Genomic DNA, 20,371 nt, shown 5'->3' with positions numbered 1-20,371 from the left:
CCTTTGTGTTTTGAATCACAATCTTAGGAAAAAAATTATAGCAACAGAGCAGGGTCTGGCACTATTAGCCGAATCCCGCGTCGATATGGAAGCGACACAATACCAATGAGTTTTATACGTCTTTTTGTATTCATTGTTACATGGCTAATTACCTTGCCTGCATGGGCATCGTTTTATCAATGTGATTTTGGTGACAAGGTCGTATTCTCCAGCCAACCATGTGATCTGGATGTTGCGGAGCCTTCTTATGAGCAAGAGCGCAAAAAAACCCAAAAACGTAAAGATGCTAGCAGAGAATTTTTGACCGTCGGAGTTTTTCCAGGTTGGGGGAATTGGCAAAAGATCAAGGATGAACGCTTGGGTAGCTTCCGTGAAATTGAGCACATTCCAGAAGGTCAAAGCCAGTTTAACTTTAGCGACTTGCTTAATGAGCAGTGGCTGACTGCTTTGCCAAAGAGTATGCCCGCAGAGCGCTTTGCAACTTCTCTTAAAGACATTGTGAACAGTGTATGTGATGGCTCAATCAATGAACCTATCTACGCTGATGTTGAAAAAGGCGTCGGCGTAGCTTATGGCAAATATTATTGTGGTCGACGTCGAGGTACCGAGCAGGGCGTGATCGCATACTTTAAAGCGCTACGCGGAAAAGAAGCGATTTATTTGGTGACAAGGGAATGGCGGGTTGAACCGTTTGATGTCACGGCCATTTCCATTGAACGGTTAAAGCAGGATATTTTCCCCAATCCACAGGCGCTGAGCGATTTTAAAAAAGCCGCTCGTCAAACCGAGTTGTATCTAAAGCAACAAGCTTATATTTGTCCCGTTGGTGATTTTAGTAAACGCTGTCGGGGTTAATGGGGCATGAGCATCCCCTCTCAGCTGGAGGGGAAGTCTTACCGAGTCTGACCTTATTAGTCTTGATGATCGCTTAAATGTAAGTTAGCTGCAGCAAAAGCGGCCTTATTACGAACCGCTTCGGGCAGTGATTCATCTTGAGCAATTTCATCTAAGGTTTTAATGGCGCAGCCAATCGCCTTACTGACGTAACCGATGTCACCGCTGGCGATTTGATTTGCGGTAGATCGGGTTTTGTTTGATAGTTCCATTTCTGTTCCAATAGTAAATAAGGGCTAAACACTTAGTTGAAAGATATCACGATTTATTGTCGATATCAGGTTCCCTTTACGACTCATCTTTTATCAAATACGCCACTATATATGCGATTAACCGTGGCGATGATAGCAGCCGTGCTAGTTATGATTTAAGGTTTAATCACCAGCACGTCGATGTTGGCGTTTTCCACAACCTTTGCTGCTACCGAGCCTAGTACTGCCTTATTGAGCTTGGAGCGTTTATGACTCGGTATAATAATCAAATCAATGTCTTTAGCTTGGGCATATTTTAAGATGCGTTTATACGGCTTTCCCTGCTCTACATGTACACTTACCTGAATATCAGTTGGGATATGTTGCTTGGCAAATGATACTAATTGTGAGCGAGTGTCATTGGCCATGGCTGTAATCGCCGTTTCAGGAAAATACGATGCCACCATGGGCATGTTCATGCCCGGCAAGACCGAAATGAGCTGCAATTGAGCGTCATTTTGTCTTGCGTGCCAAATGGCACAGGCGATGGCTTTGTCACAAAAGCCAACCGCATTGAGATCTACCGGTATTAAAATATTCTTATACATCATCGCTCCTTATGCCACACTTGATTGGGCTTTACGGCGTCGCGTTTGGCCAAAGGCCAGTAATCCTAATAGCAGCAAAGCGGGAATATACATCCATTCTTTCGCAGGGCGATCAAGTGGGCGCTCAATACTTTCAATGACCCAATCAAAATCAATGCCCTCTTGTTGAGCTGGGCTGTCAAATTCAACAAAATCTACTACCAGCTCTTCTTGCTCTTGGCGTAGGTTTAAGCCTGTACTGGCAAGGCGAGCTGCGCCATCAATGGCTTTTTCATCAAAAGGCAAGCGAGCTATTTTACTGACTTGGTCACCATCTAAGGTTTCACCCGAAACCCGCATTTGTAATGGCTCACCAATAGGTAAATTGGCAATGACTTGCTCAATTTGAGCCGCAGGTACTTGCTCTGTTGGTGGATATAACTCATCCCACCAAAAACCAGGTCGGAACAAGGTAAACGCCACTAACAGGAGACCAAGCACTTCCCACCATTTAGTTTTAACCAGCCAAAACCCTTGAGTGGCAGCGGCGAAGGCCAGCATAGCAATGGTTGCACTGACAATGGTGCAAACTAAGTGCCAGATACTATCAATGCCGATTAGTAACAATTGAGTATTGAAAATAAACATGAAGGGTAAAATGGCGGTGCGGATATCATAGGTAAACCCTTGGATACCGGTGCGAATAGGATCAGACTTAGCGATTGCGGCAGCCGCAAAGGCGGCTAGGCCGACGGGGGGCGTATCATCCGCTAAAATGCCAAAGTAAAACACAAATAAATGCACCGCGATTAAAGGCACAATTAAACCCGCATTGGCACCCAAGGTGACGATAACGGGCGCCATTAATGTGGAAACAACTATATAGTTTGCTGTGGTTGGCAGGCCCATGCCCAAGATCAAACTAATGATGGCGGTAAATAATAAGATCAGGAAGAGGTTGCCGCCGGAAATAAATTCGACAAACTCGGTCATCACTAATCCTATGCCTGTGAGAGTGACGGTGCCAACCACCACGCCCGCGGCCGCCGTTGCAACCCCAATACCAATCATATTGCGTGAGCCATTGACTAAGCTTTGGAATAAATCGGTAAGGCCAAGCCAAGCGATGCGACGAAGCTGCGGCTGTTGTCGAAACAAGGCTTTAAGAGGGCGATGGGTGACCACGATGAAAATCATAAAAAGGGTCGCCCAAAATGCCGAAAGCCCCGGAGAGAAGCGCTCAACCACCAAACACCAAACCAGAGCAACTATGGGTAATAAATAATACAAACCTGAGACTAAGGTGGCACCAAGCGGCGGAATAACCACTTCTGCTTGGTTAGGATCATCTATCGCTAAATCTTCATTTCGCGCCGAAACATAGACCAGTCCAATATAGCTAGCGAGTGTGGCTATCGAAATGACGAAAGCGGCGCCGTCGCCAACCAGTTGCTTGGTCCAGACGATAAAGTAATAAACTACGGCTCCGATCCCTGTCACCATGAAAAGGCCCGTTAACAGTACAAATAAAAATTGCGAGGTAGTTAAAGAGTTGGGGCCTTCCAAGCCTTTCATATTGGCTTTGAGTGCTTCAAGGTGAACAATATAAATAAGGGCTATGTAAGAGATTAAAGCAGGCAAAATGGCATGCTTAATGACTTCAACATAAGGAATTCCCACATATTCCACCATTAAAAAGGCCGCCGCGCCCATAATTGGAGGCGTTAACTGACCATTGGTAGATGCCGCCACTTCAACAGCGCCGGCTTTTTCGGCTGGAAAGCCTACCCGTTTCATTAACGGAATGGTAAAGGTGCCTGTGGTCACTACATTGGCAATAGAGGAGCCAGAGACTAAGCCACTTAATCCTGATGCTACCACCGCGGCTTTTGCGGGGCCGCCACGAAGGTGTCCCAATAAGGAAAATGCGACCTTAATAAAGTAGTTTCCTGCGCCGGCTTTATCCAATAGCGCACCAAACAAAACAAACATAAACACAAAAGAGGTCGAAACGCCAAGGGCCACCCCGAACACGCCTTCCGTGGTTAACCATTGATGAGAGATGAGTTTATTTAAACTGGCCCCTTTGTGGGCAATGATATCGGGCATGTAAGGCCCAGCGAGGGCATAAGTTAAAAAGACCGCAGCCACTATCATAAGAGGTGGCCCTAAGGCGCGCCGCGTCGCCTCAAGCAGTAATAGCATGCCGATAACACCAACCGTAACATCTAATGTGGTAGGCGCACCTGAGCGGTTGGCAAGCTCTTCATAAAAAAGCAGTAAATAGGCAGCACTAAAGGCACCAAGTAAGGCAAATAACCAATCTTGCCAAGGTATGTATTGCCTTGGCGAGTGCTTTAATGCCGGATAGGCAGTAAAGGCAAGAAATATAGCAAACGCAAGATGAATGGCGCGCGCTTGGGTGTCGTTAAAAACCAACAAATCAAATACAAAAGGCAGAGGCGAGGCATACCAAAGCTGAAATAGTGCCCAAAGTAGTGGCACCAAGAGTAAAATAACGCCAGCACTCCCCACGGGCTGCCTAGCGCCAGTATCGGATTTTGCGAGCATTTCTTGTAATTCAAGATCGGTATCAGTGTGAGATGAGTTGTGCATCGTCTCCCCTAAAGCATTGGTAAAGCAAAGAAAAGAGGAGCATCTAGCGGTTCTAATTGATGCTCCTCTGGCAGGCAGGGGCAGGAATTATTTAATTAATCCTGCTTCTTTGTAATATTTAACTGCGCCATCATGAAGTGGTGCAGAAAGGGAATCTTGCACCATTTGAGATTTTTCTAAGTTGGTAAATGCAGGGTGTAAACGTTTGAACTGGTTAAAGTTTTCAAATACAGCTTTGACCACTTCATAAACAACTTTTTCTGATGTTTTAGTTGAACTCACAAAGGTTGCACCAACACCAAAGGTTTGGGTGTTTTGCTCACTGCCTTGATACATACCGCCTGGGATTTCAACTTTACGGTAGTAAGAGTTACCCGCCACTAACTGATCAATTTCAGGGCCAGCAACATTAACCAGCACGGTTTCACATGAGGTGGTTGCTTCTTTGATTGAACCATTTGGGTGACCAACTACATAAACAATGGCATCAATTTTATTGTCACAAAGGGCTTGTGATTGCTCTGCAGGTTTTAGCTCGGAAGTCAGTTTAAAATCTGCATTGGTCCAACCGTATGCGCCCATCACCAGTTCCATGGTGCTGCGTTGACCTGAGCCTGGGTTACCGATATTAACGCGCTTGCCTTTTAGGTCGCTAAAATTTTGAATATTGGCATCTTTTCTTGCCACAATCGTGAAAGGTTCAGCGTGCACCGAAAAAACCGAGCGTAGTTCACCGAAAGCGCCTGCCTCCTTGAACGGGCCTTCGCCTTTAAAAGCGTAATATTGTGAATCAGATTGCGCTACACCCATGTCTAATTCACCCGAGCGGATCGTATTTAGGTTGTAAATAGAGCCGCCGGTACTTTCAACCGAACAACGAATACCGTGTTGGTCTTTATCTTTATTCACTAAACGACAAATCGCGCCCCCGGTAGGATAGTAAACTCCAGTTACCCCACCTGTGCCTATACTAATGAATTCTTGTGCACTGGCCGTGGGCATTGCCATGGCTAAACTTAAACCCGTTGCAGCGACTGCAAGTGATAACTTTTGTTTTAACGACATGTACCGTTCCTTTTGTATTTGTGTTGTGTGCAGGGAGTTTGCTGTCGAGTTGCTATAAAAGCGTCGACTTTTCTAAATTGTAGATAGTTATTATTTAATTATGATTATCATGCTATGTCGTAGGCAAACGTGAAGCGTGCTGGGGTGGCCAATGCTGATGTTTTCCAACCAGAGTCGCCCCTCAGGCGTCTTTTCGATGCCTAGAATAATCAATGATATAAGACTAATTTAGAGATCAGGACAAGCAAATGCAATTCACTCTCAGAAAAGCGTGATGTAGGTTATAAAATTGAAATTTATGCGTTTTTATTGTCGAGCATGGCTGTATCGCAAAAAAATTGGTGAAATATGCTGCAATAAACCATGTGGTTATTGTCCCGCACATGGAAAACATAATTAGACTTAGACCTGTACTTCTGTGCCAGAGTCGTTAGTATGGCGCCAAGCGATTGTCAGGAGGAATAAAGTGGCTGTTCATTGGTATCCCGGTCATATGCACAAAGCGCAACGTGAAATGCGTGAAGCTATGCCAAATATAGATTTAATTATAGAAGTATTGGATGCGCGCATTCCCTACAGCAGTGAAAACCCTGTCGTCACCGAAGTGCGAGGCGATAAGCCTTGTATCAAAATACTAAATAAATCCGATCTTGCCGATCCACAAGTAACTCAAGCTTGGCTTGATTATTACAATCAGCAAACCAATATCAAAGCGGTTGCCCTGACAACTCAAGAGCCAGAACAAGTGCGCGGGATTTTGGATTTATGCCGAGCTATGTTTCCAGAAAAAGATCAAGGTGTCGCCAACATTCGCGCAATGATCATGGGGATCCCGAACGTCGGCAAATCCACTACCATTAATATTCTCGCCGGCCGGATCATTGCAAAAACAGGCAATGAGCCTGCGGTAACCAAAGCGCAGCAAAGGATCAATTTAAAAAACGGTATTGTGCTCTCTGATACACCGGGCATATTGTGGCCAAAAGTAATGAACGACAATTCGAGTTATCGTTTGGCCGTGACCGGTGCAATTAAAGACACAGCAATGGAATATGAAGACGTTGCTTTTTTTGCTGCCGAATACTTACTTAACGCGTATCCGGAGCTAGTTAAAGGGCGCTATCAACTCGATGAGCTACCTGATTCTGAATTAGAATTGTTAGAAGCCATTGCGGCTAAACGAGGCGCTAAACGTGCTGGTGGCCGTGCTGATTTACACAAAGTCTCGGAAATTTTGCTGCATGAAATACGCTCTGCTGCTTTAGGGCGCATTAGCCTGGAAACCCCTGCTATGGTTGAGCAGGAAAAAGTGGTGGTTGCGCAACTGATGTTAGAGCGCGAAGAAAAACAGTCTCAGCGTAAGAAAACGAAAAAGCGCCGTCGTAACTAATCTGAGCGCTATATCGTATGAATATTGTGCAAAAATGCGGTGAATATGTCCCTATACTCGCTGCGTTTTCATTCTTGAAAACGAAGTTTTGCTACTTATTCATACGATATGCATTGGCAGGCTCCATTAACCAGAACTGAGATTAAGCCAGTTCTGCAAGAAGCTATACAAGTAGCTCTGCCAGTAGCTATTTGCACCAATAGGGTCGCTAATATCTCAAGTGATCATCGATTTACCTTTGATCACTCATCCGCTAACTCGCCTAATTCAATTGAAAGAAACGCTGAAACTGCAGAAGTTGATGCTGCGCTTGGCTGATGTCTGCCAAGCGAAATTGAACCTGACATCCCGGTGGTAATTGCGCTAAACGCCAGCATGCGCCTTGGCTTAAGTTTGCTATCTTAGCGTAGCCTCCTAACGTCTGACGATCATTAAGTAGTGCCACCGGCAAACCACTGGGGGGGACTTGAATGGCTCCCAGCGTAATGCCTTGAGAAATAATGCCTGAAAGTTCACTGGTTAAGGGCTGACCTGAAAAACTGGCAGCCATGCGATTACTGCTTTGCTCGATGCGGTAAGTCTGCTGTAAAAATAGCCTCTGATCGGCTTGATTGAATAAATGCCACTGCGGCCCTTTAAAGACGTCTAATCTAACCCAGCTTTTGGCGCTATATTGATAGCCTTGGCGATAAGCACTAGGGGGAGCTATTTTACCGACTTCAATGTCTTGTGCCGCTTTGGGATAAAACTCAATCACATCGCCGGCTTGCAAAGGCTTGCCTTGACCTAAACCGCCCACTTTATCACGCGCTACAGTGGCCACACTGCCTAAAACATCTTGCCCGACAAAGCCACCAGCAACCGCTAAATAGGCTCGCATTCCCGATTGGCAGCTTGCCATGCTGATGACATCACCTGCTTTAACCGCTATTGCTTGCCACATGGGCATTGGTTGCTGGTTTAGCTTGGCTTGCATATCGGCGCCGCATAGCGCCAAGGTTGTGCTTTGATTAAACTGCAAGGAAAGCTGGCCTAAGGTAATTTCAATCACAGCACTCTGAATGTGATTATTAACGAGATAGTTTGCCCAGCAAGCGGCAGGTAAATCCATTGGCCCACCTTGGCTAAACCCGATATGACCCTGACCAACACGGCCTAAATCTTGTATTTGGCTAAAGATACCGCCATGGATGACCTGAATACTCATCTCCAGTCTCCACCGAGCTTATCACTTAGCTGGCCACCGAGCTGTAAATACTCATCGCGGTTAATCGCGTTAAATTTGACTTGATCACCGACCTTTAAAAGGCATTGGTAGGCTTGGTCAAGCAGTGGCTGTGGACAAAAGCCGACTATATTCCAACCTCCTGGTGACGTATGCGGATAAATACCGGTTTGATTATCGGCAATGCCAACACTGCCGGCTGCAACTTGTTTTCTTGGCGTGGTTAACCTTGGTGTGGCAATAGCTTGGGCAACATCTCCTAGGTAGGGAAAACCTGGGCTAAAACCGATCGCATAAACGCGATATAAGGTGGTGCTATGGTGTTGGATAACTTGCTCTATGGTTAACTTGGCGCGATTGGCAATACGCTCTAAATCAGGCCCGGCATAATATACCGGTAACTCAACCAAGTTCGCTGTTGTTTGTGAGTGATTAAGTTGCTTAGCCGCAAGGTAGCTTTGGTGGATCATATGGTGCAGCTGATCAAAGTTGATCCGGTCAATATGGTACTCGATCATCACAGTGTTATAAGACGGTAGCACTTCTTTAAACAAGCCGAGCGGGCAGGTGCGACTGAGCTGATAGCAAAATCGTTGGATGGTATCTAAGGTGGTGGCATTGATACTGTGACCAAATGTGATCAGCAGGCTAGTTTCGTTGAGTTGATCAATTTGTAGCATATGCTGAAAACTATTGACCAAAACCAGAACGCATCTGGGCTAGTTTAGCAATGGCTGCAATCGCAGCCGGATTATCACCGTGCACGCATAAAGTATCGGCTTTGAGGGGCAATAATTTACCAGTGTTGGTAACAACACCTTGCTTGCTAAATAAAGACTCGGCTTGATTCAGCATATCATCAAGCGCGAGCTGAGCGCCTAATTGTGAGCGCGGCATTAATTCACCGTTATCGAGGTAGCGTCTGTCAGCAAAGGCTTCAAACCATAAAGGGAGATTAAAGGTGCAAGCTAATGTTACCCATTGCTCGGATTCGCTATTGGCTTGGATCATCAAGGCTAAATCCATGTTCAAATCGGCAATCCCTTGCATTAAGGCCGCCATAACGGCGCTGTCTTGCATCATGGCATGATAGAGCGCACCGTGGGGTTTAACATAACTGAGCTTAACTTGATTGGCTTGGCAGATTGCCCCAAGGGCGCCGACTTGATATTGCACCATGCTGGCAAGTTCGCTGGGTGCAATCTGCATGGCACGACGGCCAAACCCTTGCAAGTCGGGGTAGCCAGGATGGGCGCCAATAGTGACATTATATTGCTTAGCTAGCTTAACGGTTTGGTCCATGATGACGGGATCACTGGCATGAAAACCGCAAGCAATATTGGCCATATCAATGTGGGGCATAATGGCTTCATCACAGCCCATTTGCCATTGGCCAAAACTTTCTCCCATATCACAGTTGAGTTTCATCGTGTTCCTAATTAATTATGCAAGGTCAAACGGCTTGTCGCGGTATTGGCTACTGTCAATGCCATGCTCAGCCAGTAAACACTCAATAAAGGTGGCTGCACCCGGGCCGATTCGATTTTCATCTGGGATCACTAAGTGAGTCGCGCTAGTGCGGTTTTTACCTTGTTTTAAAGGCAAGGCGACTAATTCACCACGGGCCAATTCTTGATTGATAAAATGTGCAGGAAACCAAGCAAAGCCGATGCCTTGACTAACTAAGGCTAAGGCCTCATGAAAATTGCTTACGGTGAGGCGTTGCTCCGACTTAAGCCAACCCAAACGCTCATCGGGCTGGTTAGATGTGTCTTTGATAACCACCTGTAAATCTTGCATCAGCTCTTGTACATCTACCACTTCAGCTTGGCTTAGTGGGTGGTTTTTACTCACGCAGGGTAACAGATCAACATGCACTAAGGGTTGGCCGATGTAGCCTTTTGGCAGCATTCCCGCAATCACAATATCGGCGCGCTTTTTTTCGATGGCATCACTGGTGCCGGTAATAACCGAATCTAAGAGGGATACACGACAGCCACGGCTCTGAGGTAAAAACGCTTTCAATGCGCCATATAATTTTTGCCGAGGGTAAATGATCTCGGCATAGACAGTGATCTCTGGCTCCCAACCTTGGCTGAGGTTATCAGCCAGTAGCTCTAGCTCGAATGCACTTTGGGTGAGCAGTCGTGAGCGCCTTAGCATCACTTCACCTGCATTAGTAAGATACGCCTTACGGCCTTTCACCTCTAGCAGCGCGACCCCCATTTGGTGCTGCAGTTTACTCACAGCATGATTCAGTGATGACTGACTTTTATTGAGGGTTTCGGCCGCTTTACTGTAACCACCACAGTCCACTACGGCTTGCAATATTCGCCATTGCTCTAGGGTGGCCTTTAATCTTTTGTTGGTGGTGTCTGTCATTGCTTATCTTACTATCGAGGTAAATTATTGTGCATTGAGACTGCTGCCGTTGATGTCCAAGCTATCTGAGCCCATTAAGTATAGATAAGTTGGCATAATGTCAGCTGGACGTTTCAATAAACTGCTGTCTTCTGCTGGGTATGCCTTAGAGCGCATCGGTGTATGAGTTGCCCCCGGATTAATACAGTTAGCGCGCACATGGCTACCATCTAGCTCACTGGCTAAGGTTTGCATCATGCCTTCGGTGGCAAATTTAGAGATAGCATAAGCTCCCCAATAAGCACGTCCTTGGCGGCCCACTCCTGAGCTGGTGAAAATAATCGATGCTTGTGGCGCAGCCTTTAACACCGGCAGTAAATGCTTGGTCATCAAAAATTGCGATTTCACGTTTACCTGCATGACCTCATCCCAAGTATCTTGACCGATTTGATGAAACGGTCCTAATACACCTAAAGCGCCGGCGTTATGAACTAAGCCATCTAAATGACCAAATTGGCCCGCGATAGTTTCTGCCATGTCTTGATAATGCTGCTCAGTTGCTCCTTGTAAATCTAACGGGATTATTGCCGGTTGCGGTGCGCCAAGGGCTTCGATTTCATCATACACAGCTTCGAGCTTAGCCACGGTTTTGCCTAATAAAATAACTCGTGCGCCATGCTTTGCGTAAGTTAAAGCGATTTCTTTACCTATACCTGAGCCTGCGCCGGTCACTAAAATGGTTTTATTGGCAAGTAGGTCTTGTGGGGCTTGATAATCCAAGGGAGGTCTCCTGCAAAATTTTGTGCAAATTCTAACGTCTTTGGCTGGTTTTTGCTATGCTGGCGAGCAATTGCATGATGCGTATTATCAGCAATGCAAGATGCCTCATGGTGGGGCAGTTGATGCGCAGTTTACATAGGAGTTAACGATTGGATTTTTTATTTGAATACGGTTTGTTTTTTGCCAAGACCTTGACCTTTGTGGCAGCGATACTTGCCATCATAATTACCGCTTTTGCCTTGGCGACTAAGCAAAAAGGGCAAAAAGGGGAATTGCAAATCACCGACCTCTCGGAGCAAATCAGTGATAACAAGACGCACATCGAAGAGCAACTGCTGTCGGAGCAAGAATTAAAAGCCAAACACAAGGCTGAGAAAAAGGCCGCCAAAGAAGCGAAAAAAGCCGCCAAGAAAACCCCAGCTGAATCTGCTGAAGAAGTTAAGAATAAACTTTATGTAATTGACTTTAAAGGCAGCATTGATGCCAAAGAAGTCACTTCGTTACGCCAAGAAGTGACCGCGATTTTAGGGGTTGCCCAGCCCAATGATGAAGTGTTTGTGCGCCTTGAAAGTGGTGGCGGTATGGTGCATGGCTACGGCTTAGCGGCATCACAATTGCAGCGTTTACGTGATAAAGGCATTAATCTTACGGTGTCGGTAGACAAGGTGGCGGCCAGTGGTGGCTATATGATGGCGTGTGTGGCACCCAAAATTATCGCCGCACCGTTTGCCATTGTCGGCTCTATTGGCGTGATCGCGCAGATCCCAAACTTCAACCGTTTGCTAAAAAAGCACGATGTGGACTTTGAACAAATGACCGCAGGTGAGTTTAAACGTACCGTGACCATGTTTGGCGAAAATACCGAAAAGGGCAAAGAGAAATTCCAACAAGAATTGGAAGAAACCCATGTGTTGTTTAAAGATTTTGTCAGTAACAACCGCCCGCAATTAGACATCAATAAAGTCGCAACCGGTGAGCACTGGTATGGTAGCCAAGCTTTCGCTTTGAATTTAATCGATAAAATTCAAACCAGCGATGACTATTTACTGCAACAAAACGAAACTAAAAAAATCATTTCGGTGCGCTATGTCACCAAGAAAAAGCTGGCAGACAAAATTGCTCATGGTGCTTCCATGGCGTTAGAGCGTTGTTTAATGAAACTGTGGCAACAAGGTAAGGGGCCATTCTTAAATAGTTAAGTTGCTTGTCTTTGATAACAGCGTTAGGCCTAAAAAATAAAACCAAGCTTGATTATTATAAGCTTGGTTTTTTTATGCCTGCTGATTTAGTACAGCAAACTATAGAGCTTACGGCGGTAGACACTGGTGGCAGGATCACTGTTATGGGTGGTTAAAATATCCATAAAGGTTTGTTTCACTTTGCCATCCAGACTGTTCATATCTTGTTGTAATAATTTAAATAACAACTCCAGCCCTTCTTCTAAGCGATTCACTTGACTGTATTGGATGGCTAAATCATGACTTAGTTCGGGCGTTGGCTGCGTCTTCATTTGTGCTTCTAATGCACGAATTTCTGGGGTATCGGCAGCGGCTTTCGCCAGTTCAATTTGCGCAGTGACACTGTGATAAAGCTCATCTTGATCGATAAGCTTAATATGCTCGGTTAATGCTTGCGCTTCGGCGATGTGGCCTAATTCGATGTGGGCTTTAGCAAGTAATAGCTGAGCTGAGGCAAGCTCAGGTTTAAGGGTTAACACTTGCTTTAAGGTCGTGATGGCTTGCTCAAACGCTTGCTGGTGGATTTGCTGTTGCCCCTGTTGCAGTAAAAGCGCAGCCTCATCAGGCAAATGCTTTTGTAAAATACTGCGAATGTCCTGTTCACTTTGATTTCCTGCAAAGCCATCGCAAGGTTGGCCATTAATAAACATCGCGGTGGTTGGCAAGGCTTGAACACCGAATTGCATGGCAATCGTTTGGTCTTGTTCACAATTGATTTTGGCTAACACAAATTGGCCAGTAAATTCATGTGCTAGCTTTTCAAGAGTGGTGACCAATTCAAGGGACTCTTGATGACTGGGGGCCCAAAATGTGACCATCACGGGATGTTGCGTAGAGCCTTCTAAGATCTCAGCTTGAAAATTATCTAGAGAAATATCAACTATGTTTGATTGCATCTTGGTTTGCATCCGCTCGCGGCGCTCCTAACAGTTTTTTATATATACCCAAGTTACTTCAAGATGCTTGTTCAGCGAGAATTTGTAGGCTGTTAGGCGCGACGCTGATTTGAGACATAGTCATTCTACGTTGAAAATCAGCAACAAAGCATAACAGCCTACAAAACTCGCCCTTTGGGAGCCGTTCATTATGTCCATTTTGTCGTTAAAAAGACTCGAAAGGGAACGCCATTCCTTCGTCTTTTTGCCTAAAACTGAACAGAATGAGCGGCTCTGAATCCTGCATCTTGAAGTGTCTTGGGTATAGTGGGCACGAATGTAAAGAAATACAAGCAGGTAAAAGATCACAAAAGCAAGAAAGTGACTTAGATTAGGATTGTTTGATATTGCAAATGATATGGATTCGCAATAGCATTGCTGTTTTTGAGATAGCTATTTTGGCTAACTCGCATTTAAGAGTGTAAACAGGAGTGGACTATGAGTGAATCAGCTACCCAGCGTCCCTTGCTACAAGTACGAAACCTTGAGGTGGATTACTTAACGCAAGATGGTGCGTTTCAAGCGGTAAAAAAGGTGAGCTTTGATATCGGTGCCGGTGAGGTATTTGGTCTGGCTGGTGAGTCTGGGTGTGGTAAAAGTACCATCGCATTTGCGGTGACAAGATTGCATCGGCCACCTGCTTTAATCAGTGGCGGCGAAATTATTTTTGATGGTGTTGATGTTGTAAAGTTAACGGAAAAGCAATTACGAGATTTCCGCTGGACGCAAATTGCCATGGTGTTTCAAAGTGCCATGAACTCCCTTAATCCGGTGCTGCGCCTCGAAGAGCAGTTTTGTGATGTGATCATGACTCACACCCAAATGACACGTGAACAAGCCATCGATCGCGCAGAGAAATTACTCGATATCGTAAAAATCCCTCGAGAGCGCTTACGTGATTATCCCCATCAATTCAGTGGCGGGATGCGCCAGCGCTTGGTTATTGCCATCTGCTTAGCCTTGAATGCAAAACTGATTGTAATGGATGAGCCGACTACGGCCCTTGATGTCGTGGTGCAACGTGAGATTTTGCAGCAGATTTATCACCTCAAGGAAGAGTTTGGTTTTTCTATTTTATTTATTACCCATGACTTGAGCCTAATGACCCAGTTTTGCGATCGCATTGGCGTGATGTATCAGGGGGAGTTAGTAGAAGTCAACGAATCCCAACAAATACGCCATCATCCGCAGCATCCTTATACCCAAAAACTTTGGTCCGCTTTTCCTTCTATCCATGAAGGTCGAAAACATTATCAACCCACCACTGGCTTTACCCCAGAAGTAATTCAATTATAAGGAGCTTATGATGACAGATACCTATACCCCTATTTTAGAATTACGTAATGTGGTGAAAGATTTCACCACCGGCGGTGGATTTGCTAAAACCGATGTGTTTCGTGCATTAAATGATGTGTCATTTTCTATCCACAAAGGTCGTGCGCTGGCGCTGGTGGGGGAATCCGGTTGTGGTAAAAGTACTTGTGCTCGGTTAATCACAAAGATCTACGAGCCGACCGAGGGTGAAATTTTATTTCGCGGTCAAGATATCACCCAAATTAAGGCTCGACAGGAAGTGTTAAATTATCGCAAAAGCGTGCAAATGATCTTCCAAGACCCGTTTGGCTCCCTCAATCCTACCCATACCATTTACCATCATTTAGCTAGGCCCTTGCTGCTCCATCGAATGTGTGAAAATGACAAAACCAAATTACGCGAGCGGGTTTGTGAGTTGTTGGAAATGGTTGAATTACCCGCCTTAACGGCCGACAAATACCCGCATGAATTAAGTGGTGGTCAACGTCAGCGTGTTAATATGGCCAAAACCTTAGCGGTGGGAGCGGATCTGGTGCTAGCGGATGAGCCCACTTCAATGTTGGACGTTTCCATTCGTATCGGAGTATTAGATTTGATGCAAAGGATGAAAAAAGAGTTCAATTTGGGCTTTTTATACATCACTCATGATCTTGCTACCGCTCACTATATCGCCGAAGAAACGGCCGTGATGTACAAAGGCCAAATTGTGGAATGGGGGGATACCACCGAAGTCATAAATAATCCGCAGCACCCTTACACTCAATTGCTGATATCTGCTGTGCCCGATCCCGATGTGCGGTTTGCTGATGTGATTAAAGGGGATGAAGATTACTCTGGCCATGCACAAAAAATCAGAGAAATAAGTAGCGCTAAAGTGGATCAGGTGAAGCGAGTGAACCACAATCATTATGTACGGCTTTTGGCGGGGTAATTGACGATGGCCACATTTTCACTCGAACTATGGCAGACCTTATCAGCCCAAGGGCAACATTATTTGCGCCAAGGTGATAGTCGCCAAGCTGAAATTTTTTACAAGCTGGCATTAACCGAAGCGCAAAAGCTGATTGATGATCTCTCGCTGGCGGCTGATTATGAGCACACGGCGCGGCTTTATATGACAGCTTGTCATAACTTAGTTAACACCTGTAAGCAGCAAGGTGACATAGAGAATGAGCATTATTATTTGCAACTAGCTCATGCGCAGCTGCAGCAGTTTGCTGATAAGGATGCCATATCAGAGCTAACTAGGGTGACCAGCTTGAAGATGTTAGACGTAACCTTGGTCGGATTGCTTGAGTTTCACCAGCAACATCAAGGAGCGCATTGGCAGTTGCTATCCAATGCCTTAGTGGATGAGCATGTGGCTTATATGGATAAGCATCAACATAAAAATCTTGAGCCCAATTGTGAACATTGCCAAGGCTGTCAGCACCACCCCAGCAATGCGACTTTTCATTAGTACAAAGCCCTATCTAGGGCTTTAATGTTTCAAATTAAGCACTTTTTTTTACTTTTAATTTAGACGTTGTGCCAAATTGACCTGCTATACCTAAGGATATGTAAATGAAAGGGATAGCCTTGATGAAGCTGTTGAACAATATATCTGTCGCCGCCAAACTCGCCATTGCACCTGTTGTTCTTGGTCTTATTCTAGTTTTAGTGACTTTTGTTGGAGTCAATGCCCTTGCTAAAGTGCGTGAAAACATGCACAAAATCACCTTTGATCTCGCACCCGATTCCGCCCTTTCAACCGATATAACAGAAAACTTATATCGGCTTCGTATAACAGTTAAAAATTACATTAAAAGTGGTAATGACAGTCTTGCGGGTAAATTTAATCAAGATGCCGACATCTGGGACAGCTCTTTAGAACAAGCTTATAAATCGATTCAAAATCCAGAGCGGATTGCCATGCTCGATGGCATTAAACAAGACAAGGCGATTTATTTGGCCGCGTTTAATGATCAAGTGGTCCCCAATCAAAAGAAACGCAATACGCTAGTTAACAATATTCTTAATGTTAAGGGACCTGAGATTGAACGTGCACTTAGCCAAGTAATGAAATCTGCACAAGCCGACGGTGATATTGTGGCGGCAGTGGAGGCGGGTACCGCGGTACGAAATTTATTACTTGGCCGTTTGTATGTGGCGAAGTTTCTAGTGGAGAATAAACCGGAACAAGTTGAGCGATTTAAAGCAGAGTTGACTAATGCGCGCAGTAACATGGATTCCTTGTTAAGTGAGTTGCAAAATCCAGCTCGAAGAGCTTTAACGGAGCAAGCGAAAAAAGACATAGACGTTTATATAAAGAGTGCAAATGAAGTGGCTGACTATATCTTTGCCCGTAATAAAGGCATTGCGATATTAGATAGCACTGGGCCTCATGTCGCCGAGTTACTCAACCAGTTAACCGAGTCTATCACGGCCTCCATGGAGCAAGCCTCGAATGAGGCAGATGAAACAGCCGCATCCTCGGAATCTATGTTGATTACGGTCGCGGTCGCTGCCTTGATCTTAGGTTTATTGATCGCTTTTGTTATCTCAAGCGCTTTGATTGCCAGTTTAAGAACTTTAAATGCTGTGTTTGCTGACATCGCCCAAGGCGAAGGCGATTTAACTAAGCGTATTCCCGTGCAAGGTAAAGATGAACTGTCACAACTGGCTGCTAGTTTTAATCAGTTCGCGCAAAAAATTCAAACCTCGGTATCTGAGGTCAGTGAATCGACCGAGCAATTATTGAGTGCTGCTGCGGAATTAACCAGTAAAGCGAGGGCCACTCAAGATGATGTCCAAGAGCAGCAATCCCAAGCACATCTGGCCGCCTCAGCCATGACAGAAATGTCAGCAAGCGCCGTTGAGGTGAGCAGTAGTGCAACCAAGGCGACTGAGTTGTCAGCTAACGCAATGAATACTGCAAATCAAGGCCGGGAAGTCGTGGTTAATTCTGTATCTAGCATGTCTGGTTTATCTAAACAAATCATAGACTCATCAAATATCGTGTCTGAATTGCAAAAAGACAGCGAGCAAATTGGCACAGTCCTTGAGGTGATCAGAAGTATTGCCGAGCAAACCAATTTACTTGCCTTAAATGCGGCGATTGAAGCGGCGCGGGCGGGTGAACAAGGACGTGGTTTTGCCGTCGTGGCAGATGAGGTTCGCTCTTTGGCGTCACGCACGCAAGACTCAACGCAAGAAATTCAAAGTATAATTCAAACCTTACAACAAGGCTCGGAGCGAGCATACAAAGCCATGCAGGAGAGCTGTGATAGTGCCCAAGATACGGTTGACTTGGTGCAATCCGCTGAGCAATCACTGCTTTCGATTACGGATTTCATTAGTGAAATAAATTCTGCTATTGAACACATTTCCGATGCTGCGGGTCAACAGGCTACGGTCGCGGATGAAATCAGTCAAAATGTTAACATGGTGTCTGATATTTCGAGTCGAACCTATAGCCAAACCGAAGAGACATCGCATTCTGCTGAGCTACTAAATCAGTTAGGTCAGCGCTTAGCCACAAATATTGGACAATTTAAAATTCACTAAATCAAGCACCTTAACCTGAGGTTTAATTCTAGGTTAAGGTGTTTCGTTCAGCCTTTCTAATCGCTGTGGTGGAGCAGGGTGAGAAGATAAGTAATCGTAAATCTTGGTTTCCTGATCTTGCTGCTGTCCGATGCTAATACCGTGTGACTGATAAAGTTTGTTAAGTGCGCTAGCTAAAGCCGTTGTGGGGAGCTGATGCTTTTGCAAAAAGGCGATAGCATAATCATCGGCTTCACGCTCAAATTCGCGAGAGTAACCCTGCTCTAACAAATAGGCAGGAATGGCCGTCACCGTTGACGAGGCGCCCGCCGCATCACCGGTTACCATCATGTATAAGAATAAAATCAATGAGCTTCTGATCATCTGTTGTAAGCCATGTTTATGATCAACATGCCCTAACTCGTGGCCTAAAATAGCCAGTAATTCTTGATCATTGGTCAGCTCTATAATGGCATCAGTAAAGACTAGGGTGCCATTTGGCAAAGCGAAGGCGTTGGGTCCTAGCGCTTCACTATGGCGGATCAGGACTTGATGATGAGGCTTTAAATAAGGTTGAAACAGTTTATGAACGGCGTCTTGCTTTTCTTGGCTTAGGCTTGAAGGTTCAAACAAAGAGCCTTCGACCCACTCTAAGCTTTGATTGCCGATAAGTGAGCTTGTTTGTTCGGGGAGTGCTTCGGCTATCCAATAGGTGGTTGCAGGGATCCCCCATTTAGCAAACGCGATAACAAATGCCACTGTTAGCACTAGGCTTGGGATTATGTAACGAAAGCGACTTTCAAATTTATGTAAATTCAGGCTAAAACTGGGTTGAGCTTGTTTTACTTTATCGACGGCATCACTGTCTGTCGATTCAAAACTACTGCCATCAGGGAAGTAGATCCAGCGGTTGCCACTGCCAATTCTGGCCGGAATGCGTAACTGGGTGAGGTCAAAATAAAGTCCAACTTGGGTAATTTCTACTTGTTTATCACCTTGCAATCGTAAACAGCAAGGGGTTGCCTTGCTGTTTTTGCCTGAGTAATAGTGGCCTGATATTGAGATCAAAACGCAAGGTCCAAGTCGAATACTTCAGCTGCTTCATCGCCTAAAGCGTTAACACGCTCAGCTTCGCTCGCAGTAAAATTATCTAGGTTATCTGCAGCAATCACTTGAATACAGGTGTTACGATAGCGTGTCATACGGATAGCTGCCCAAGGATAAGCCAAGCCCAAGGAAAATAAGATAGCTAAGGTGTTAGTGAATTGAATGATCGCGACTTGGGAGAAGTTTAAATCAGCATAAAAGCGATTTTCACCTAAGGTCAGATTGTTAAAAATCAAATTCACGGTTTTAGCTTGGACGAAAGCCCAGATCACTAAATTTAGCGCTATGTATAACACGATGAATAAGGTGACGCCACTCGATGCGAACCATATCATCAAGGCGGAAGAATCTTCCATACCTGATGCTAGCCCTGCGAATCCCGCAAATATCAGTCCGATTATCACCATGGCGGTGGTAACCCCTGCGCTGATCGCCATCGCGATAAGATAGATGATAAACATGTCAGAGATTTTGCCCTGATACGCAAACCCGCTGTTACCAAACTGGGTGTGCTTAGCCACAAATTCATAGTATTTGTGTTTGATCAAAGGGAATATTAAACCAAAAGTGAAAATGAGTAATATGGGCCATAACAGGACAATTTGTAACGTTTCTAGATAGTTAGCCTTGAATTTAAAACGTATCCCTTTAAAAGATGTCATACGTGCGTTAAAGGCGAGTGCTCGCATCACTATCCATGGCAAAGCGGCCATAAAGATTAAAAATGTGGGTAAAGCAATAATAGGTAAGCTATTAACAGCAAAGGAATAAAGTACAAACAAGATCACCGCGATAATCCTGCCTTTGAGAATAGCCAAAGGCTCACCATGATATTGAAAGCTGGTATTGTTGATTAAGGTATTGTTATAGAAGTATTGACGCGTTCTTACTTTTGCCCACGCCGAATAGATACCCAGCGTAATGATGGTGAGCGCGATATTGACGATCCAAATTTTGAAATACTCGCTAGCTTGCCCTGTGAAATTAACGCGGTAATACGCCTTGGTTGAGGTTGGCGCTGGTTGCGCTGTTACGTCTTGTTGCTCGCTCAATGTTAACTCCCAAAATGGCTTAGATGAATGAGTCATAAAATTTTAAGATGAATATTTTATCAATCAAACATATTAATAAGCAATTAGGGTT

General features: G+C 45.1%; 19 protein-coding genes. 7 read left to right on the top strand and 12 right to left on the bottom strand.

Annotated features, from left to right (window positions below; translation table 11 throughout):
* Nucleotides 1-105 precede the first annotated feature (105 nt).
* The gene (locus ACK8OT_RS02765) at nt 106-855 is read left to right on the top strand and encodes a hypothetical protein (protein WP_410194977.1); all 750 of its coding nucleotides are present in this window, start codon (nt 106-108) and stop codon (nt 853-855) included.
* A 56-nt stretch (nt 856-911) separates the two neighbouring features.
* On the opposite strand, the gene ACK8OT_RS02760 is transcribed toward ACK8OT_RS02765, so the two are convergent.
* From ACK8OT_RS02760 to ACK8OT_RS02745, 4 genes are all read right to left on the bottom strand, one after another.
* Entirely contained in the window at nt 912-1,106 is a 195-nt protein-coding gene (locus ACK8OT_RS02760) for a YaeP family protein (protein WP_410194976.1), read from the bottom strand.
* Nucleotides 1,107-1,261: 155 nt separating this feature from the next.
* Nucleotides 1,262-1,693 (bottom strand): universal stress protein, encoded by a 432-nt coding sequence (locus tag ACK8OT_RS02755; protein WP_410194975.1) that lies wholly within the window; start codon nt 1,691-1,693, stop codon nt 1,262-1,264.
* A gap of 9 nt (nt 1,694-1,702) precedes the next feature.
* Nucleotides 1,703-4,288 carry a TRAP transporter permease gene (locus ACK8OT_RS02750; protein ID WP_410194974.1) on the bottom strand — a complete coding sequence of 862 codons (2,586 nt, stop codon included), beginning with the start codon at nt 4,286-4,288 and terminating at the stop codon, nt 1,703-1,705.
* Nucleotides 4,289-4,375: 87 nt separating this feature from the next.
* Nucleotides 4,376-5,353 (bottom strand): TAXI family TRAP transporter solute-binding subunit, encoded by a 978-nt coding sequence (locus ACK8OT_RS02745; RefSeq protein WP_410194973.1) that lies wholly within the window; start codon nt 5,351-5,353, stop codon nt 4,376-4,378.
* A gap of 466 nt (nt 5,354-5,819) precedes the next feature.
* Between ACK8OT_RS02745 and ylqF the strand changes: the two genes are divergently transcribed.
* Nucleotides 5,820-6,743, top strand: coding sequence for a ribosome biogenesis GTPase YlqF (gene ylqF / locus ACK8OT_RS02740; protein WP_410194972.1), 924 nt, complete (start codon nt 5,820-5,822; stop codon nt 6,741-6,743).
* A 262-nt stretch (nt 6,744-7,005) separates the two neighbouring features.
* Here ylqF and ACK8OT_RS02735 read toward each other — a convergent pair whose 3' ends face one another.
* The 5 genes from ACK8OT_RS02735 to ACK8OT_RS02715 are packed head-to-tail and all read right to left on the bottom strand — an operon-like array spanning nt 7,006 to nt 11,109.
* Nucleotides 7,006-7,950, bottom strand: a complete 945-nt coding sequence (locus ACK8OT_RS02735; protein WP_410194971.1) for a 5-oxoprolinase subunit C family protein — start codon at nt 7,948-7,950, stop codon at nt 7,006-7,008.
* Nucleotides 7,947-8,648, bottom strand: a complete 702-nt coding sequence (pxpB, locus tag ACK8OT_RS02730; protein ID WP_410194970.1) for a 5-oxoprolinase subunit PxpB — start codon at nt 8,646-8,648, stop codon at nt 7,947-7,949. The genes ACK8OT_RS02735 and pxpB overlap by 4 nt, the downstream gene beginning before the upstream one ends.
* A 10-nt stretch (nt 8,649-8,658) precedes the next feature.
* Complete coding sequence (locus ACK8OT_RS02725; protein WP_410194969.1) at nt 8,659-9,396, bottom strand: 5-oxoprolinase subunit PxpA; 738 nt, start codon at nt 9,394-9,396, stop codon at nt 8,659-8,661.
* A 15-nt stretch (nt 9,397-9,411) separates the two neighbouring features.
* The gene (locus ACK8OT_RS02720; RefSeq protein ID WP_410194968.1) at nt 9,412-10,350 is read right to left on the bottom strand and encodes a LysR family transcriptional regulator; all 939 of its coding nucleotides are present in this window, start codon (nt 10,348-10,350) and stop codon (nt 9,412-9,414) included.
* Nucleotides 10,351-10,374: 24 nt separating this feature from the next.
* Nucleotides 10,375-11,109: a YciK family oxidoreductase gene (locus ACK8OT_RS02715; RefSeq protein WP_410194967.1), complete on the bottom strand. Its 735-nt coding sequence runs from the start codon at nt 11,107-11,109 to the stop codon at nt 10,375-10,377.
* A gap of 149 nt (nt 11,110-11,258) precedes the next feature.
* On the opposite strand from ACK8OT_RS02715, the gene sohB reads away from it, so the two are divergent.
* Nucleotides 11,259-12,308 (top strand): protease SohB, encoded by a 1,050-nt coding sequence (gene sohB / locus ACK8OT_RS02710; RefSeq protein WP_410194966.1) that lies wholly within the window; start codon nt 11,259-11,261, stop codon nt 12,306-12,308.
* An 86-nt stretch (nt 12,309-12,394) separates the two neighbouring features.
* On the opposite strand, the gene ACK8OT_RS02705 is transcribed toward sohB, so the two are convergent.
* The gene (locus ACK8OT_RS02705; protein WP_410194965.1) at nt 12,395-13,243 is read right to left on the bottom strand and encodes a tetratricopeptide repeat protein; all 849 of its coding nucleotides are present in this window, start codon (nt 13,241-13,243) and stop codon (nt 12,395-12,397) included.
* 477 nt (nt 13,244-13,720) lie between these two features.
* On the opposite strand from ACK8OT_RS02705, the gene ACK8OT_RS02700 reads away from it, so the two are divergent.
* The 4 genes from ACK8OT_RS02700 (at nt 13,721) to ACK8OT_RS02685 (ending at nt 18,142) form a co-directional block, all read left to right on the top strand.
* Nucleotides 13,721-14,578: an ABC transporter ATP-binding protein gene (locus ACK8OT_RS02700; protein WP_410194964.1), complete on the top strand. Its 858-nt coding sequence runs from the start codon at nt 13,721-13,723 to the stop codon at nt 14,576-14,578.
* Nucleotides 14,579-14,585: 7 nt separating this feature from the next.
* The gene (locus ACK8OT_RS02695) at nt 14,586-15,527 is read left to right on the top strand and encodes an ATP-binding cassette domain-containing protein (protein WP_410194963.1); all 942 of its coding nucleotides are present in this window, start codon (nt 14,586-14,588) and stop codon (nt 15,525-15,527) included.
* Between the two features lie 6 nt (nt 15,528-15,533).
* Nucleotides 15,534-16,055 (top strand): DUF2753 family protein, encoded by a 522-nt coding sequence (locus ACK8OT_RS02690; RefSeq protein WP_410194962.1) that lies wholly within the window; start codon nt 15,534-15,536, stop codon nt 16,053-16,055.
* A gap of 104 nt (nt 16,056-16,159) precedes the next feature.
* Entirely contained in the window at nt 16,160-18,142 is a 1,983-nt protein-coding gene (locus tag ACK8OT_RS02685; protein ID WP_410194961.1) for a methyl-accepting chemotaxis protein, read from the top strand.
* Between the two features lie 33 nt (nt 18,143-18,175).
* Here the strand turns inward: ACK8OT_RS02685 and ACK8OT_RS02680 are convergent, their stop codons facing one another.
* Together ACK8OT_RS02680 and ACK8OT_RS02675 are read right to left on the bottom strand one after the other, a co-directional pair.
* Nucleotides 18,176-19,189: a M48 family metallopeptidase gene (locus ACK8OT_RS02680; RefSeq protein ID WP_410194960.1), complete on the bottom strand. Its 1,014-nt coding sequence runs from the start codon at nt 19,187-19,189 to the stop codon at nt 18,176-18,178.
* Nucleotides 19,186-20,280 (bottom strand): YjgN family protein, encoded by a 1,095-nt coding sequence (locus ACK8OT_RS02675; RefSeq protein WP_410194959.1) that lies wholly within the window; start codon nt 20,278-20,280, stop codon nt 19,186-19,188. The genes ACK8OT_RS02680 and ACK8OT_RS02675 overlap by 4 nt, the downstream gene beginning before the upstream one ends.
* Between the last annotated feature and the right edge of the window lie 91 nt (nt 20,281-20,371).

The sequence above is a fragment of the Motilimonas thetidivivens genome (genome assembly GCF_046452435.1).
GTDB lineage: Bacteria > Pseudomonadota > Gammaproteobacteria > Enterobacterales > CBDFNC01 > Motilimonas.
This window is presented reverse-complemented; position numbering and strand designations above follow the sequence as displayed.